General features: G+C 63.6%; 13 protein-coding genes and 1 pseudogene. 2 read left to right on the top strand and 12 right to left on the bottom strand.

Annotation, left to right across the window (positions count from 1 at the left end):
* Positions 1 to 14: 14 nt before the first annotated feature.
* Both ACEN8U_RS16595 and pyrC read right to left on the bottom strand, forming a co-directional pair.
* Positions 15 to 635 (bottom strand): annotated as a pseudogene (locus ACEN8U_RS16595) (DUF3025 domain-containing protein); the annotation flags it as partial.
* Positions 636 to 864: 229 nt separating this feature from the next.
* Positions 865 to 1,935, bottom strand: a complete 1,071-nt coding sequence (gene pyrC / locus ACEN8U_RS16590) for a dihydroorotase (RefSeq protein ID WP_015003728.1) — start codon at positions 1,933 to 1,935, stop codon at positions 865 to 867.
* 209 nt (positions 1,936 to 2,144) lie between these two features.
* On the opposite strand from pyrC, the gene ACEN8U_RS16585 reads away from it, so the two are divergent.
* The gene (locus ACEN8U_RS16585; protein WP_081588226.1) at positions 2,145 to 3,083 is read left to right on the top strand and encodes a class II glutamine amidotransferase; all 939 of its coding nucleotides are present in this window, start codon (positions 2,145 to 2,147) and stop codon (positions 3,081 to 3,083) included.
* A gap of 109 nt (positions 3,084 to 3,192) precedes the next feature.
* On the opposite strand, the gene ACEN8U_RS16580 is transcribed toward ACEN8U_RS16585, so the two are convergent.
* The 6 genes from ACEN8U_RS16580 to ACEN8U_RS16555 all read right to left on the bottom strand — a co-directional run bounded on the left by ACEN8U_RS16580 (position 3,193) and on the right by ACEN8U_RS16555 (position 9,081).
* The gene (locus ACEN8U_RS16580; protein WP_013589589.1) at positions 3,193 to 3,918 is read right to left on the bottom strand and encodes an amino acid ABC transporter ATP-binding protein; all 726 of its coding nucleotides are present in this window, start codon (positions 3,916 to 3,918) and stop codon (positions 3,193 to 3,195) included.
* Entirely contained in the window at positions 3,915 to 4,592 is a 678-nt protein-coding gene (gene gltK, locus ACEN8U_RS16575; protein WP_013589590.1) for a glutamate/aspartate ABC transporter permease GltK, read from the bottom strand. The genes ACEN8U_RS16580 and gltK overlap by 4 nt, the downstream gene beginning before the upstream one ends.
* The gene (locus ACEN8U_RS16570; RefSeq protein WP_013589591.1) at positions 4,592 to 5,332 is read right to left on the bottom strand and encodes an amino acid ABC transporter permease; all 741 of its coding nucleotides are present in this window, start codon (positions 5,330 to 5,332) and stop codon (positions 4,592 to 4,594) included. Before ACEN8U_RS16570 ends, gltK begins: the two co-directional genes overlap by 1 nt.
* Before the next feature lie 82 nt (positions 5,333 to 5,414).
* A complete protein-coding gene (locus tag ACEN8U_RS16565; RefSeq protein WP_013589592.1) occupies positions 5,415 to 6,308 on the bottom strand; it encodes a glutamate/aspartate ABC transporter substrate-binding protein in 894 nt (297 codons plus the stop codon).
* A gap of 298 nt (positions 6,309 to 6,606) precedes the next feature.
* Positions 6,607 to 7,920, bottom strand: a complete 1,314-nt coding sequence (locus ACEN8U_RS16560) for a Glu/Leu/Phe/Val family dehydrogenase (RefSeq protein WP_013589593.1) — start codon at positions 7,918 to 7,920, stop codon at positions 6,607 to 6,609.
* Positions 7,921 to 8,124: 204 nt separating this feature from the next.
* A complete protein-coding gene (locus ACEN8U_RS16555; RefSeq protein WP_015003731.1) occupies positions 8,125 to 9,081 on the bottom strand; it encodes a LysR family transcriptional regulator in 957 nt (318 codons plus the stop codon).
* 250 nt (positions 9,082 to 9,331) lie between these two features.
* Here ACEN8U_RS16555 and purB point away from each other — a divergent pair, with 250 nt between their 5' ends.
* Positions 9,332 to 10,720, top strand: coding sequence for an adenylosuccinate lyase (gene purB, locus ACEN8U_RS16550; RefSeq protein WP_015003732.1), 1,389 nt, complete (start codon positions 9,332 to 9,334; stop codon positions 10,718 to 10,720).
* A gap of 135 nt (positions 10,721 to 10,855) precedes the next feature.
* Here purB and ACEN8U_RS16545 read toward each other — a convergent pair whose 3' ends face one another.
* The 4 genes from ACEN8U_RS16545 to edd all read right to left on the bottom strand — a co-directional run bounded on the left by ACEN8U_RS16545 (position 10,856) and on the right by edd (position 15,689).
* Entirely contained in the window at positions 10,856 to 11,350 is a 495-nt protein-coding gene (locus ACEN8U_RS16545; RefSeq protein WP_015003733.1) for a gluconokinase, read from the bottom strand.
* Between the two features lie 10 nt (positions 11,351 to 11,360).
* Complete coding sequence (locus ACEN8U_RS16540) at positions 11,361 to 12,755, bottom strand: GntP family permease (protein WP_013589597.1); 1,395 nt, start codon at positions 12,753 to 12,755, stop codon at positions 11,361 to 11,363.
* Between the two features lie 247 nt (positions 12,756 to 13,002).
* The gene (gene eda / locus ACEN8U_RS16535; RefSeq protein WP_015003734.1) at positions 13,003 to 13,644 is read right to left on the bottom strand and encodes a bifunctional 4-hydroxy-2-oxoglutarate aldolase/2-dehydro-3-deoxy-phosphogluconate aldolase; all 642 of its coding nucleotides are present in this window, start codon (positions 13,642 to 13,644) and stop codon (positions 13,003 to 13,005) included.
* A 107-nt stretch (positions 13,645 to 13,751) separates the two neighbouring features.
* Entirely contained in the window at positions 13,752 to 15,689 is a 1,938-nt protein-coding gene (edd, locus tag ACEN8U_RS16530; protein WP_015003735.1) for a phosphogluconate dehydratase, read from the bottom strand.
* Positions 15,690 to 15,844 lie beyond the last annotated feature (155 nt).

Genomic DNA, 15,844 nt, shown 5'->3' with positions numbered 1-15,844 from the left:
GCGTTCTGCCGCCACCAGCCGGGGATGCCCAGCACCGGAAGCGGCGCGAACAGCCGGCTCGTCAGCGCCTCGGTGTCCAGCAAAGCCGCGCTGACCGCCTCGTCGAGCCACGCGTCGCGCAAAGCCGCATCCCATTCGAAATAGGCGGGCGGCACGTCGACGATCCACGCGTGGCCGGTGCAGGCCTTGAACGGCGCGATCAGCTTCTCGAGCAACGCATGGCCGAAACAGCGCACCTCGCAGCTCCCGCCCCACGCATCGCGCCGTTCAACGAACAGCGTGCGCCAGTCAAAGCCGCGGAGCGCCGCGCTCAGGGCCGGATCAGCCGACGCGAAGAGCAGCGCGTTTTCGTCGAACAGCGTCAGCGCGTCGCGCACGCCGCCGCGCGTCGGCCCAACGCCCAGCTGGTCGATCGCCGCCGACTGCCGCGCGTTCAGCGCCGCCTTGATGCGCGGAAACGCAAACCACATCGACGCATTGAAGAAGTCGTGCAGATTGTGGCGCGTCGGCACGCAGCCGGTGGACGCGATATGCGCCTCGTAGGCGGCGCCGGGCGGCAGGTCGTCCTGCGCGATAAACGCAAGGCGCTGGCCGCGGCCGGTGAGCTGGCGCGTCTGCCCGGCGTCGGCATTCATTTCGGCGAGCAAAGCGGCGTAGCTTTCGAGCGCCGCACGCTGCCAGCGCTGGCCGCGCGCGGCGAACTGCGCGAACCACGGCCTCGACCAGTCGATGGCGGCGAAGGCTGACGCGTCGGGCGCCAGCGCTTCATTTCCGGCTCGCCGGCCCGGGCATGAGCGTGCGCTCGCATCGCGCCCGTGCGGCAGATCACGCACGTCTTTGCGCTCCGCCATCCTCAACCTCGCCTCACACCAAACGCCAGCCGATCGGTTCACCGCCGCGCAGCGGCACAACCGGCGTATCGCCGACGGGCAGCTCCGCGGGCAGCGTCCATTCCTCGCGGCGCAGCGTGACCTGCTCGCCGTTGCGCGGCAGACCGTAAAAATCCGCGCCGAAGAAGCTCGCGAAGCCTTCCAGCTTGTCCAGCGCGCCGGCTTTGTCGAACGCCTCGGTGTACAGCTCCAGCGCGTGCAGCGCGGTGTAGCAGCCCGCGCAGCCGCACGCGTGCTCCTTCAGGCCCTTCGGATGCGGCGCGCTGTCCGTGCCGAGGAAGAAACGCGGATTGCCCGACGTAGCCGCCTCGACGAGCGCCACGCGATGCGTCTCGCGCTTGAGCACCGGCAGGCAGTAGTAATGCGGGCGAATGCCGCCCTGGAAGATCGCATTGCGGTTATAGAGCAGATGGTGCGCGGTGATGGTCGCGCCCAGCAGATCGGGGCCGACGCCCGCTTCGCAAATGTAGTCCACCGCGTCTTTCGTCGTGATGTGCTCGAACACTACCTTCAGCGCCGGAAAATCCCGGCGCAGCGGCGTCATGACCCGGTCGATGAACACCTTTTCGCGGTCGAACAGATCAATCGACGAATCCGTCACCTCGCCGTGCACGAGAAGCGGCATGCCGGCTTCCTGCATCGCCTCGAGCGTCTTTGCGCACTTCATGATGTCGGTCACGCCCGCGTCGGAGTTGGTCGTCGCGCCGGCCGGATACAGCTTCACGCCGTGCACGAAACCGCTTTCGCGCGCGCGGCGAATTTCGTCGGGCGGCGTGTTGTCGGTCAGATACAGCGTCATGAGCGGCTCGAACTTCGCACCGGCCGGGATTGCGGCGACGATCCGCTCGCGGTATGCCGCCGCCATCGCCGTGGTCGTGACCGGCGGCTTCAGGTTCGGCATGATGATCGCGCGGCCGAACTGGCGCGCCGTGTCCGGCAACACCGCCGCCAGCATGGCGCCGTCGCGCACGTGCAGGTGCCAGTCGTCCGGGCGGGCGAGCGTGATGGAGTCGCGGGAATCGGGAGAAGCGTTGGAAGCGGTCATGGCAAGAGGAGAACGGGAGCGGAACGGATGGCAGCGCCGAATGCGCACGATACGGAACGATGGCCGGACAATGCACCGACGATGAGGTCAAACCGTTGTGTTGCGGCCTGAATACACGTCAATTTTGCTATTTGGCGCTTCTGGCTCGGTGATATGCTTGGAAAATCATCATTGTAACGGCTTGCCCCGTTCACAGGCTCACCCGCAACATGTGCCAACTTCTCGGAATGAATTGCGCCGCGCCGACGGACGTCACGTTCTCTTTCACCGGCTTTGCGGCGCGCGGCGGCGTCACCGATCACCATGCCGACGGCTGGGGCATCGCCTTCTTCGAAGACAAAGCGTGTCGCCTGTTCATCGACCATCAGTCGTCGGCCACTTCGCCGATCGCCGAAATGGTCAAGCGCTATCCGATCAAGTCGAAAAACACGATCGCGCATATCCGCAAGGCGACGCAAGGGCACATCCTGCTCGAAAACTGCCACCCGTTCATGCGCGAATTGTGGGGGCGCCATTGGATCTTCGCGCACAACGGCGATCTGAAGGACTATTCGCCGGTGCTCTCGGGCGTCTATCAGGCGGTCGGCACCACCGACAGCGAACTCGCCTTCTGCGCGCTGCTCGAAGGGTTGCGCAAGGCGTTCCCAGGCGCGCAGCAGCCGCCGCTCAACGAGCTGTTCGCCGCGCTCGAAACGCTCACGCGCGAGATCACCCAATTCGGCGTGTTCAATTTCCTGATGTCGAACGGTCAGGCGCTGTTCGCGCATTGCTCCACGCACCTGCATTACATCGTGCGGCGCTGGCCGTTTTCCACCGCGCATCTGGTAGATGCCGACGTGTCCATCGACTTCGCCAAGTACACCACGCCCGAAGACCGTGTCGCCGTCATCGCGACGCAGCCGCTCACGGACAACGAAGTGTGGACCGCGTTTGCTCCCGGCGATCTGCTGATGTTCCAGCACGGCGACGTGATTGGCCGCGTCAATGTACCGGTGCCGGCCTCGGTGCTGGAAAAACTGCGCAATCCGTGTCTGGACGCGTCGGCTTCGGCAAGCACGATTGCGGCTTCGGTCGCCGCTTCGCCTGCTCTCGCGGAAGTGGAAGTGGATCTCGAAGCGGCGGACGACGCCGCGGCATTCGAGTCGTGACGCGCACCGGCGAACCCGCTGCGCGTCGATAAAAAAAGCCGCTCGTTCGAGCGGCTTTTCGTTGGCCGAGCGCCGCGCAAAAAGCGCTGCGGCCTCGGGTGTTCCAGCCTCAGTGCAGGATCTTCGCCAGAAAATCCTTCGCGCGATCCGACTTCGGATTGGCGAAGAAGTCTTCCTTGCGGTCGTCTTCGACGATCAAACCCTTGTCCATGAAAATCACGCGATGCGCGACCTTCTTCGCGAAGCCCATTTCGTGCGTCACGCACATCATGGTCATGCCTTCCTGCGCGAGTTCGACCATCACGTCGAGCACTTCGTTGATCATTTCCGGGTCGAGCGCGGACGTGGGCTCGTCGAACAGCATCGCGATCGGGTCCATGGACAGCGCGCGCGCAATCGCCACACGTTGTTGCTGACCGCCCGACAACTGCCCCGGAAATTTGTCCGCGTGCGCGCGCAGGCCGACGCGCTCCAGCAGCTTCAGACCCTTCGCCGACGCTTCGTCCTTCGAGCGGCCGAGCACCTTGATCTGCGCGAGCGTGAGGTTTTGCACGATCGACAGATGCGGGAACAGCTCGAAGTGCTGGAAGACCATGCCGACCTTCGAGCGCAGCTTCGACAGATTGGTTTTCTTATCCGTCAGCGACTGCCCGTTGATGACGATCTCGCCCTTCTGGAACGGCTCCAGGCCGTTCACGGTCTTGATCAGCGTGGACTTGCCCGAACCCGACGGGCCGCACACCACGACCACTTCGCCCTTTTTGACTTCCGTGGTGCAGTCGGTCAGGACCTGAAACTGGCCGTACCACTTCGAAACATTCTTGATAGAGATCATCTTGCGACCTTTTTCTGAAGACCTTTGACGAGGCTCGACGCGATCACGCAGATCACGAAATAACACGCGCCCGCGAACAGTACCATTTCGACATTCGTGCCGTCACGGTCGCCAATATTCGTGGCGGTGCGGAAGAAGTCGGCGAGGCTGATCACGTAGACGAGCGACGTATCCTGAAACAGCACGATGCCCTGCGTGAGCAGCAAGGGCACCATCGCGCGAAATGCCTGCGGCAGGATGATGAGGCGCATGGCCTGCCCGTAGCCCATGCCGAGGGCGAACGCCGCGTTGACCTGCCCGCGCGGCACTGCCTGAATGCCCGCGCGAATGATCTCCGAGTAATACGCCGCCTCGAAGAGCGAGAACGCGACCATGGCCGACGCGAGACGAATGTCGATATCCGCCGACAGCCCGAGCACGTTCTGCAGCACCTGCGGCACGATCAGGAAGAACCACAGCAGGACCATCACGAGCGGGATCGAACGGAAAATCGTCACGTAGCCCTTCGCGAACCACTCGAAAGGCTTGAACGACGACAGCCGCAGCATCGCGAGGACCGTGCCCCAGACAATGCCGACCACGATCGCGATCAGCGTGATCTTGAAGGTGACGATGGCGCCGGTCCACAGCGTAGGCAGTGCGCCCGGAATACCGCTCCAGTCGAAATGGTGCATCACTTGCCTCCGATATAGCCGGGCAACCGGGTTCTTGCTTCGACCCAGCGCATCAGTTGCATCACGACCAGGTTGATCAGCACGTACGCGAGCGTGACCGCGATGAACGACTCATAGGTCTGCGACGTGTAATCGACGAGCTGACGCGCCTGCGCCGACAGATCGAGCAGACCGATGGTCGACGCGACCGCCGAGTTCTTGAAGATATTCAGGAACTCGGACGTGAGCGGTGGCACGATGATGCGGTACGCGACCGGCAGCAGCACATAGCGATACGTCTGCCATTGCGTGAAACCCATGGCGAGGCCCGCGGCGCGCTGGCCGCGCGGCAGCGCATTGATGCCCGAGCGCACCTGCTCGCACACGCGCGCGGCCGTAAAGAGCCCGAGGCAAATGATCGACGCGGAGAAGAACTGCGCACCCGGCGGCAGTTGCTTGAACCAGTTGCCGATGGAGACCGGCAGCAGTTCCGGTATCACGAGATACCAGGTGAAAAACTGCACGATCAGCGGAATGTTACGGAAAATCGCAACGTAGACGGTGCCGATGCCCGACGCCCATTTATTCGGCACCGTGCGCAGCACACCGAAAAACGAACCGACGATCAGCGCGATCACCCATGCCGACAGCGACACGGTAATCGTCACCCAGAAGCCCGACAGCAGCCAGCCCAGATAAGTGGTCGGCTCGCCGGTGGAGACCGGACTTAGCAGAATGCCCCAGTTCCAGTGATATGACATGACCAAGACTCCAGCAAAAAGAAACGGAAGAAGCGCGCGGCCCCTTCCGTTTCATTCAGCATTTCAAAAAAACAGCTAAGGTTTAATCGATTGCCTTGTCATTCGGGCTCTTGAAGAGCGCCTTGATGTCGTCGCTTTCCGGGAAGTTCAGGTTCAGGCCCTTCGGCGGAATCGGCGATTCGAACCACTTCTTGTAGATCTTGTCGGCTTCGCCCGAGGTTTCCACCTTCGCGATGGCTTCGTCCACCACCTTCTTGAACTCCGGATCGTTCTTGCGCAGCATGCAGCCGTAAGCTTCATGCGACTGCGGCGCGCCGACGATCACGAAATCGCCCGGATTGTTCGACTTGGCGCGCTCGCCGGCGAGCAGCGCGTCGTCCATCATGAACGCGGCGGCGCGGCCGGTGGACAGCGTCAGGAACGACTCGCCGTGGTCCTTCGCGCTGATGATGTTCATGCCCATGTTCTTGTCCTGGTTCATCTTGCGAAGCAGGCGCTCGGACGTGGTACCGGCGGTCGTGACGACCGTCTTGCCCTTCAGGTCGGCCCAGTCCTTGATGCCCGAATCTTTCTTGGTCATCAGACGCGTGCCGATCACGAAGATCGTGTTCGAGAACGCCACCTGTTGCTGGCGTTCCGCGTTATTCGTGGTGGAGCCGCATTCCATGTCGACGGTGCCGTTCTGCACCAGCGGAATACGGTTTTGCGACGTGACCGGAATCAGCTTCACTTTCAGGTTCGGCGCATTCAGCTTCTGCTTGACCGCGTCGACCACCTTCAGCGCGAATTCCTGCGAATAGCCGATCACATTCTGCTTGTCGTCATAGTAGGAAAACGGAATCGACGATTCGCGGTGACCCAGCGAAATGACGCCCGTGTCCTTGATTTTTTTCAGCGTGCCGGCGTCCTGCGCGTGCGCGCCAACCGTAAACAGTCCGAGAGTCGCGAGCAGCAGCGCAGCCTTTTTAACCTTCATGTTTGATCTCCTTGGCAAGAACCGGCGCCAGTTTAGCAAAGTAATTATTCTGAAAGTACGGCAGTAAACCATGGTTGTTGCGTGTACGCCGCTATCGGCGGGCGGCGGCTTCGCGCAGTCGGTCAAGGTTTCCGGATATGCAAAGGCGGGCGGCATCTTTACGATGCCGCCCGCCAGGTCCAACGCGCGCTCTTGTGGAGCACGTTCAGGCATGCGCATTCACGTGAAATGCACGGCGCATCCGCGAGGTAGCGGACCCGCCGTTTTCTCTTCCGCCGGCCGCTTTAGCAGCCTGCGATCAGGGGTACAGGCCGCGCATTTCGCGCGCTTGCAGAATCCGCTTACACGCGACGATAAACGCCGCCGTGCGCACGGAGACGCTCTGCTCGCTCGACACCTGCCACACGGCGGCAAATGCTTCGCGCATGACGCGCTCAAGGCGCTGGTTGATTTCGTCTTCGGTCCAGAAGAAGCTGGAGAAGTCCTGCACCCATTCGAAGTACGACACCGTCACGCCGCCGGCATTGGCCACCACGTCCGGAATCACGAGGATGCCGCGGTCGTGCAGGATGTCGTCGGCAGCCGTGGTGGTCGGGCCGTTCGCGCCTTCCACGACGATCCGCGTCTTGATCTTGCCGGCGTTCTTTTCGGTGATCTGGTTTTCGAGCGCCGCCGGAATCAGGATGTCCGACTCCACGGTCCAGAACTCTTCGTTCGTCACCGCGTCGGCTTCCGGGAAACCGCCCACGCCACCCGTCTTCGCGACGTGCTCGAGCAGCGCGACCGCGTCGATACCCGTCGACTTGTACAGCGAGCCCGTGTGATCCTGCACCGCGACGACCTTCGCGCCCGCTTCCTGGAAGAGACGCGCCGCAATTCCGCCGACGTTGCCGAAGCCCTGCACGGCGATGCGCGCGCCTTCGATGTCGAAACCGATGCGGCGTGCCGCTTCGCAACCCACCACGAACACGCCGCGGCCCGTTGCTTCGCGTCGGCCGAGCGAACCGCCGAGCGTGATCGGCTTGCCGGTCACGACGCCGGTTGCCGTTTGGCCCTGGTTCATCGAGTACGTGTCCATCATCCACGCCATGATCTGCTCGTTCGTATTCACGTCCGGCGCGGGAATGTCGGTATTCGGTCCGATGATGATGCCGATTTCGCTCGTATAGCGGCGCGTCACGCGCTCCAGTTCGCCACGCGAGAGCTTGCGCGGATCGAGGCGGATACCGCCTTTCGCGCCGCCGTAAGGAACGTTCACCGCAGCGTTCTTGACCGACATCCACGCGGACAGCGCCATGACTTCCGACAGCGTCACGTCCTGGTGATAACGCACGCCGCCCTTGCCCGGACCGCGCGACACATTGTGCTGCACGCGGTAGCCCTCGAAGTGCGCGACCGTGCCGTTATCGAGTTCGATAGGCACGTCGACGATCAGGATGCGCTTCGGGCGCTTCAGGGTTTCGAGCCAGCGGGACAGCGAGCCGAGATACGGCGCGACGCGGTCGACCTGGCGGAGGTAGTTACCCCACGGGCCGAGGTCATCGCTATTCAGGTAGGAGGGAACGGACTGCAACGTTGAGGCGGATTGGGCGACTTGCTGCTGGGAAGACATGAACGCTCCGGCGTTGATCGAATAGCAGCATTGTCGAAAAAGGCCGATTTGAAATCCAATGCCGTTTCCTTATCCGGTTATGTTTTTTTTGCATAACCGCTCGGAAGCTGCAAATTCGTGTCGCGAGCGCGCAGGTTTGCGGCGGGCTTCGTGCAGGTTCCAGGCAACCCTCGACCCGCTTTCAAGCGTAGCTCGCGTCGGCGTTCATGCGCCGCCGTGCGCCAGCTCTTCCGACACCACGTCCCACAGCTGCCGCACGAGAATCTGCCGCGCGTCGTCGCTCTTGGCGGCGAGCTTGTCGCGGTAAAGGCGTATTTCCATGGTGAGCGTGAGTTGCCCTTCGGGCGTGCCGCGCGTGCCACGGTCGAGCCGGATGAGCTTGCCGTCCGCGACGGCGTCTTCCACCGCGCTGTGCGGCAGGAAGGCAATGCCGTGGCCGGCGAGCGCCATCGCCTTCAGGCCTTCGGCCATGTCGGTCTCGTAAAGCCGGTCCAGATAGAGGCGCTCCGGCGCGTTGGCCAGAATCACCTCGGTCATGCGGCCGAGGTAAGCATTGGGCGTGTAAGACAGGTAAGGCGTGGGCGCCTCGGCAGTACCCGGCAACGTGTGACGGGGACGGCCCGCGCGGCCCGGCGCGGAAAACGGACTGATCGGCTCGTTGCCGAGCGTCAGCATGTCGTAGCGGCCCGGATCGAGCGCGACGGGATGGCTGGGATGGTGATAGCCCATCATCAGATCGCAGCCGCCTTCCACCAGCGAGAGCGCCGCGTCGTGCACGTTGAGCGCGCGCAGCCGTGTGTGAATCGGGCCCATTTGCGCCTCGATGCGTTGCAGCCAGCGCGGAAAGTAGGTGAGCGACAGCGTGTGCGGCACGGCGAATTCGATGGTCGCCTGCGGCGTCGCGGTGTGGCCGCGCAGCAGTGCGCGAGCCTCGTGGAACTGCGACAGCATGGCGAGCGCCTGCTCGTTGAACACCTGGCCCGCCGGCGTCAGCCGCGTCGGATACACCGAGCGGTCGATCAGTTCCGTGCCGAGCCATGCCTCCAGCGCCTGGATGCGCCGCGAGAACGCCGGCTGCGTGACATGGCGCAGCTCAGCGGAGCGGCTGAAACTGCGCGTTTCCGCGAGCGAAACGAAGTCTTCGAGCCATTTGAGTTCCATGCGAAGCCTGCTGCCGGCGAGAAAGAAGAAGTCAGCATTCTAGTGGGTCCGCAGGTGCGTCCCATCCGGTCGGCGGTCGCGTCACCCGTGCGGCGCTCAGTGCGCGGTTCAGTGCAGTCCAGCGCGGTTCGGGCACCGGCAGCCGGATTCCGGGCGAATCCGCCTGTGGTGGTAAAATTCGCGGTTCCCTCCGTTCCGATCCGCCCGCTGTCACTTCAGCAGGCGCTCAACGCTTAGACCAGCCGCCATCATGTCCGACACCCGCCCCGACACCCTGTTCGCGCTGAATGCGCTCTCTCCGCTCGACGGCCGCTACGCGTCGAAAACCGAAGCCCTGCGCGACTGGCTCTCGGAAGCCGCGTTCATGCGCAATCGCGTGACGGTCGAAATTCATTGGCTGATCGCGCTGTCGCGCGCCGGTTTCGCCGAAGTGCCGCGCTTCTCCGAAGCGTCCGAGCAGTTCCTGCTGCAACTGGCCGAGCGCTTCACCGCGCACGACGCCGCGCGCATCAAGGAAATCGAGCGCGTCACCAACCACGACGTGAAAGCCGTCGAATACTGGCTGAAGGAGTCGGTCAAGGGTCAGGAAGAGCTGGAACGCGCGAGCGAGTTCATCCACTTCGCGTGCACGTCGGAAGACATCAACAACACGTCGCACGGCCTGATGCTCGCGGGCGCCCGCGAGCACGTCATTCTGCCGGCGCTGCGCACCGTGCATCAGAAGCTCGTCGCGCTCGCGCACGCGCATGCCGCGCAGCCCATGCTGTCGCGCACGCACGGCCAGCCGGCCAGCCCGACCACGCTCGGCAAGGAAATCGCCAACGTGGCCGCGCGCCTCGCACGCGCCATCGAGCGTATCGCGAAGGTCGAACTGCTCGGCAAGATGAACGGCGCGGTCGGCAACTTCAATGCGCACCTGTCGGCGTATCCGGAATTCGACTGGGAAGCGTTCTCGCGCGAAGTGGTCGAACAGCGCCTGAAGCTCACGTTCAATCCGTACACGATCCAGATCGAGCCGCACGACTACATGGCCGAACTGTTCGACGCCGTCGCGCGCGCGAACACGATCCTGCTGGACCTCGACCGCGACATCTGGGGCTACATTTCGGTCGGCTATTTCAAGCAGCGCACCAAGGCCGGCGAGATCGGTTCGTCGACGATGCCGCACAAGGTCAACCCGATCGACTTCGAAAACTCCGAAGGCAACCTGGGCCTCGCGAACGCCACGCTGCGCCACCTGGCCGACAAGCTGCCGGTTTCGCGCTGGCAGCGCGACCTGACGGACTCGACGGTGCTGCGCAACATGGGCGTCGCGTTCGGCTATTCGCTGCTCGCGTACGACTCGCTGATCCGCGGTCTGGACAAGCTGGAAGTGAACGCGCAGCGTCTGAACGAAGACCTGGACAACTGCTGGGAAGTGCTGGCCGAGCCGGTGCAAACGGTGATGCGCCGCTACGGCATCGAAAATCCGTACGAGCAGCTGAAGGAACTGACGCGCGGCAAGGGCATCACGCGTGAGGCGCTGCAGGCGTTTGTCGGCGGCCTGGCAATTCCGCAGGACGCGAAAGACCGCTTGCTCGCGATGACGCCGGCGTCGTATATCGGCAAGGCTGTGGAACTGGCAAAGCGCATCGGCTAAAGCCTGACGCATGACGCCCGAAGCTTGACGCGTTACGCCTTGCCCGGCCCCGGCCGGATGTAAGCGCCGCAGCAAAAGAAAAGCCGCTCCAGGGAGCGGCTTTTCCACATCTGAACGATAAAAAAGGCGAGAAACCTAGCGCTTGTCGATCTGTTTCAGCACTTCATCGACAATCTGTCCCGGCGACAGCTCGATGCTCACGGTCACCGCCTCGTCCGCGCCCGGCTCCTCGAGCGTGTCGAGCTGGCTTTGCAGCAGCGACGGGTCGAAGAAATGGCCGGTGCGCGTGGTGAGACGCTCCTGCAGCACCTCGCGCGAGCCCTTCAGGTACACGAAGCACACGTCCTTGTCGCCGTCGCGCAGGATGTCGCGGTACGAGCGCTTCAGCGACGAACACGTGAACACCGCCGTCTCGCCCGCCCTCTGCTTTTCTTCGATCGCGGCGCGGATAGTTTTGAGCCACGGCCACCGGTCTTCGTCGGTGAGCGGAATGCCGTGGTGCATCTTCTCCTTGTTGGCGGCGCTGTGAAACGCGTCGCCGTCGGTGAACGCGCAGTGCAGGCGTTCCGCCAGCATCTCGCCGATTCTCGTCTTGCCGGCGCCCGACACGCCCATTGCGATCAAAATCATCAAAAACTCCTTACAGGACCGCCGCCAGCGCGAAGGTCAAGCCCAAACCCATCAACGAAATGATGGTCTCGAGGAGCGACCATGTCTTGAAGGTCTGCCCCACCGTCATACCGAAGTATTCCTTGATCAGCCAGAAACCGCCGTCGTTCACGTGCGAGAAGATCAACGAGCCTGAGCCCGTTGCCAGCACGAGCAGCTCCGGCTTCACCTGAATGGCGCTCGCCGCCGCGATCGGCGCGACGATGCCGCAGGCGGTCGTCATGGCGACCGTCGCCGAACCCGTGGCGAGACGGATCAGCGCGGCGACGAGCCAGCCGAACAGCAGCGGCGACAGATGCGCCGAGGTTGCCGCGGCGACGATTTCCTTCGAAATGCCGCTATCCATCAGCACGCGCCCAAAACCGCCGCCCGCACCGACGATCAGCGTGATGCCCGCGATCGGCGCGAGACATTCGCCGCAGAACTTCTGGATCTGATCGCGATTGAAACCGCGGCTCGCGCCGAAGGTCCAGAAGCTGACCAGCACGGCGATCAGAAGCGCTACGTCAGAATTGCCGACGAAGTGCAGCAGGTCGTTCGGCAGCGTCTTCGGCGTGAAGACAAGATCCGCCCAGCTGCCGACCAGCATCAGGATCACCGGCAACAGCACCGTGAAGAGCGTCACGCCGAAGCTCGGCAGATCGCGCCTGGGCGCCGCGCTCGCGCCGCCGGGCGTGCCCGACATCGCCACTTCTTCCTTGTTGAGGAATTGCGAGGCCAGCGCGTTGTCCTTCGGCAGCTTCACCGTGCGATGAATCAGCAGCGCAAAGAGCGGACCGGCGACGATAGCCGTCGGCACGCCGACAATCAGGCCATACGCGATCGTCTTGCCGATGTCCGCGTGATACTGCTGCACGGCGAGCATCGCGGCCGGGTGCGGCGGAATCAGTCCGTGCACGACGGACAGGCCCGCGACCATCGGCAAGCCGACGAGCAGCAGCGACTTATTGGTGCGCTTGGCGACGTTAAACGCAATCGGAATCAGCAGCACGAAGCCGACTTCGAAGAACACCGGCAAACCGACGATGATCGCGACGACCATCATCGCCCAGTGGATGTTCTTCTCGCCGAACCAGCTGATGAGCGTGGTGGCGATGCGCTCCGCGCCGCCGGATTCGGCCATCATCTTGCCGAGCATCGTGCCGAGGCCTACCACCACCGCGATGTGGCCAAGCGTGTTGCCGTTGCCGGTTTCGAACGACTTGACGATGGTCGCCATCGGCATGCCGGACACGAGCCCGAGCAGCAGCGACACGATAATCAGGACGAGGAACGGATAGACCTTGAAGCGGGTGATCATCAAGATCAGCAGGGCGATGGCGATCACCCCGTAAACCAGCAGCATGCTGCCGTGAACAGCTTCCATGAAGCTCCTCCTTTGCGTTATTGATTGTGGGTGCGGACGACGGCAGCCACCTGTCTCATGGCGACCGGCGCGCCTCAAAAGCTGCAAGCCACGCGGTCGCTGAATTTTACTGTCTGTTGTCTCTAAAAGCCCGCGAAACCAGCATGCCTATCTGCAACGAAGCCTCGCCGCGACAGCCCGAACGGCTGTATCGACGAGGCTTCATGGTTGCCGGCTCGCTGAGCGGCTAAGATCCGGCGGTTATCGACTAATGAGCGGGCGCCGCCAACTGACTCGCCGCGCGCGCAAGTCGCGTGACTTCGTCCCAGTTCTGCGCGGCCAGGGCCGCTTTCGGCGTGAGCCAGGAGCCGCCCACGCACACTACGTTCGGCAGCGACAGGAAATGCGTGGCGGTTTCCGCGGTGATGCCGCCCGTCGGGCAGAATTTCAGCGTCGGGAACGGACCGTGGAAAGCTTGCAGCATCGGCACGCCGCCTGCTTGCTGGGCCGGGAAGAATTTCACGATCTCATAGCCGAGTTCGAGTGCGGTGATGATGTCGGTCGGCGTCATCACGCCTGGCAACAGCGGCAGGCCGGCGTCCTCTGCGGCCTTGTGCATATCTTTCGTGAGGCCCGGCGAGACGCCGAACTGCGCGCCCGCTTTCTTCGCCTGAGCGCAGTGCTCCGGTTTGGTGATCGTGCCGACGCCGACCACGATGTCTTCGGCCAACTGACTCGCGCGTTCGATCGCCTCGAGCCCGGCCGCCGTGCGCAGCGTAATTTCCAGCACCTTCACGCCGCCGGCATGCAACGCTCGCGACACGTGTTCGCCCTGCTCGACGGAATCGAACGCGAGCACCGGAATCACCGGGCCGAGGCGGACGATCTCGCTTACTGTTTTCGACGTCATAGTGACACTCCTTGTTTCTACCAGTAGCCGTTGGATGGTGGATCGCAAGGCCTGGTTTGTCTGGCTGCCCAATGGGGCTGCTCCGTTGGACGGCTTGCGGCGCGCGATTAGCCTGCCTGGGTCGTGCTCGTACTACGTGCTTCGCCATGTTGAACCGCAGCCGTTGCAGCGGCCGCCGCGTGTGCGCCGTGCTCGCCGTGAGAGGCCGGACGCTCGCCGACCATCGGCCCGAACACCGACGCGCCCTGCTCCGCCGGCGCCGCCGCCGCGCGGAACACGCCGAACAGCTCGCGGCCGAAACCGACTTCGTTTTCCGCCTGATTGAGCGGCACGGCGTTCGGCCGCGCGGCCCACTCGGCTGCATCGATCTCGATGTCGAGCACGCCGGCTTCGGCATCGATCACGAGCATGTCGCCGGTGCGCACCTTGCCGATGGGCCCGTGCAGCAGCGCTTCCGGCGACAGATGAATCACCGCCGGCACCTTGCCCGACGCGCCCGACATGCGGCCGTCGGTCACGAGCGCAACATGGAAACCCTGATCCTGCAACACGCCGAGCAGCGGCGTCAAACGGTGCAGCTCGGGCATGCCGTTTGCGCGCGCGCCCTGAAAACGCACGACCGCAATGAAGTCGCGCTTGAGTTCGCCGTTGTCGAACGCTTCCTGCACGGCTTCCTGCGAGTCGAACACGATGGCCGGCGCCTTCACCTTGCGATGCTGCTGCGCAACCGCCGAAATCTTGATCACGCCGCGCCCCAGCTTGCCCTGCATCAGACGCAAACCGCCGTCGGGCTGGAACGGCTCGCCGATGCCGCGCAGCACCGCCGTGTCGCCGCTCGCTTCGGCGCCCGCTACCCATTGCAGCTTGCCGTCGATCAGCTTCGGCTCTTCCGTGTAGCGGCTCAGTCCCTTGCCGACGACCGTGTTGACGTCTTCGTGCAGCAAGCCGCCTTCCAGCAGATTGCGGACCAGGAACGCGACGCCGCCTGCCGCGTGGAAATGGTTCACGTCGGCTTTGCCGTTCGGATAGATCTTCGCAAGGAGCGGCACGGCTTGCGAGAGCGTGTCGAAGTCGTCCCAGTCGATCACGATGCCCGCCGCGCGCGCAATCGCCACCAGGTGCAGCGTGTGATTGGTCGAGCCACCCGTGGCGAGCAAGGCGACGATACCGTTGACGATCGCCTTCTCGTCGATCACATGGCCGATCGGCATGTAATTGCCGCGCTCGACCGTCAGATCGAGCACGCGGCGCGCGGCCTGCGCGGTCAGCGCGTCGCGCAAGGGCGTATGCGGATGCACGAACGCCGAGCCCGGCAGATGCAGGCCCATGATTTCCATCAGCATCTGATTGCTGTTCGCCGTGCCATAGAACGTGCACGTGCCGTGGCCGTGGTACGCGGCAGCTTCGGCTTCGAGCAGCGCGTCGCGGCCGCATTGGCCAGTGGCGAACTGCTGGCGGGTCTTGGCTTTGTCGTCGTTGGAAAGGCCGCTCGTCATCGGGCCGGCCGGCACGAAGATAGTCGGCAGATGACCGAATTGCAGCGCGCCGATCAAAAGGCCCGGCACGATCTTGTCGCAAATGCCGAGGCACAGCGCCGCGTCGAACATGTTGTGGGTGAGCGCAACCGCCGTGCTCATCGCGATCACTTCGCGCGAGAAGAGCGACAGTTCCATGCCCGCGTTGCCTTGCGTGATGCCGTCGCACATGGCCGGCACGCCGCCCGCGAACTGCGCGACGCCGCCGTTTTCGCGCGCGGCCTGCTTGATGATGTCGGGGTAGCTTTTGTACGGCGCGTGGGCCGACAGCATCTCGTTATAGGACGACACGATGCCGATGTTCGGCTCGCGAATCTGCTTGATGACGAGCTTGTCGTTGCCTTCCAGACCCGCGAAACCGTGGGCCAGGTTGGCGCAGGAAAGCGCGCCGCGCGCCGGAAAGCGGCCCTGCGCCTGATGGATGCGGGACAGGTACGCCTCACGAGTCGGCTTACTGCGTTCGATCACGCGCTGCGTGACTTTCAACAATTGCGAATGCGGGGAAACCATCGGAGCTCCTTCGTCGCTGGCGGCAGGTCGGGTCGCGCTATGCCAGGTGGTATCGCGGGGTCGTCGGGTGAAACCGACGACGGCCATGTTAGTAGAAAAACTACATCATCGCAATCGGATTTCCTGCTGCGGTGCCGCATCGCATTGGCCGGCGA

This window comes from Paraburkholderia phenoliruptrix, assembly GCF_047325075.1.
Classification (GTDB): domain Bacteria; phylum Pseudomonadota; class Gammaproteobacteria; order Burkholderiales; family Burkholderiaceae; genus Paraburkholderia; species Paraburkholderia phenoliruptrix.
Note: the sequence above shows the minus strand (reverse complement) of the source record. Positions and strands in the feature narration are given on the sequence as shown.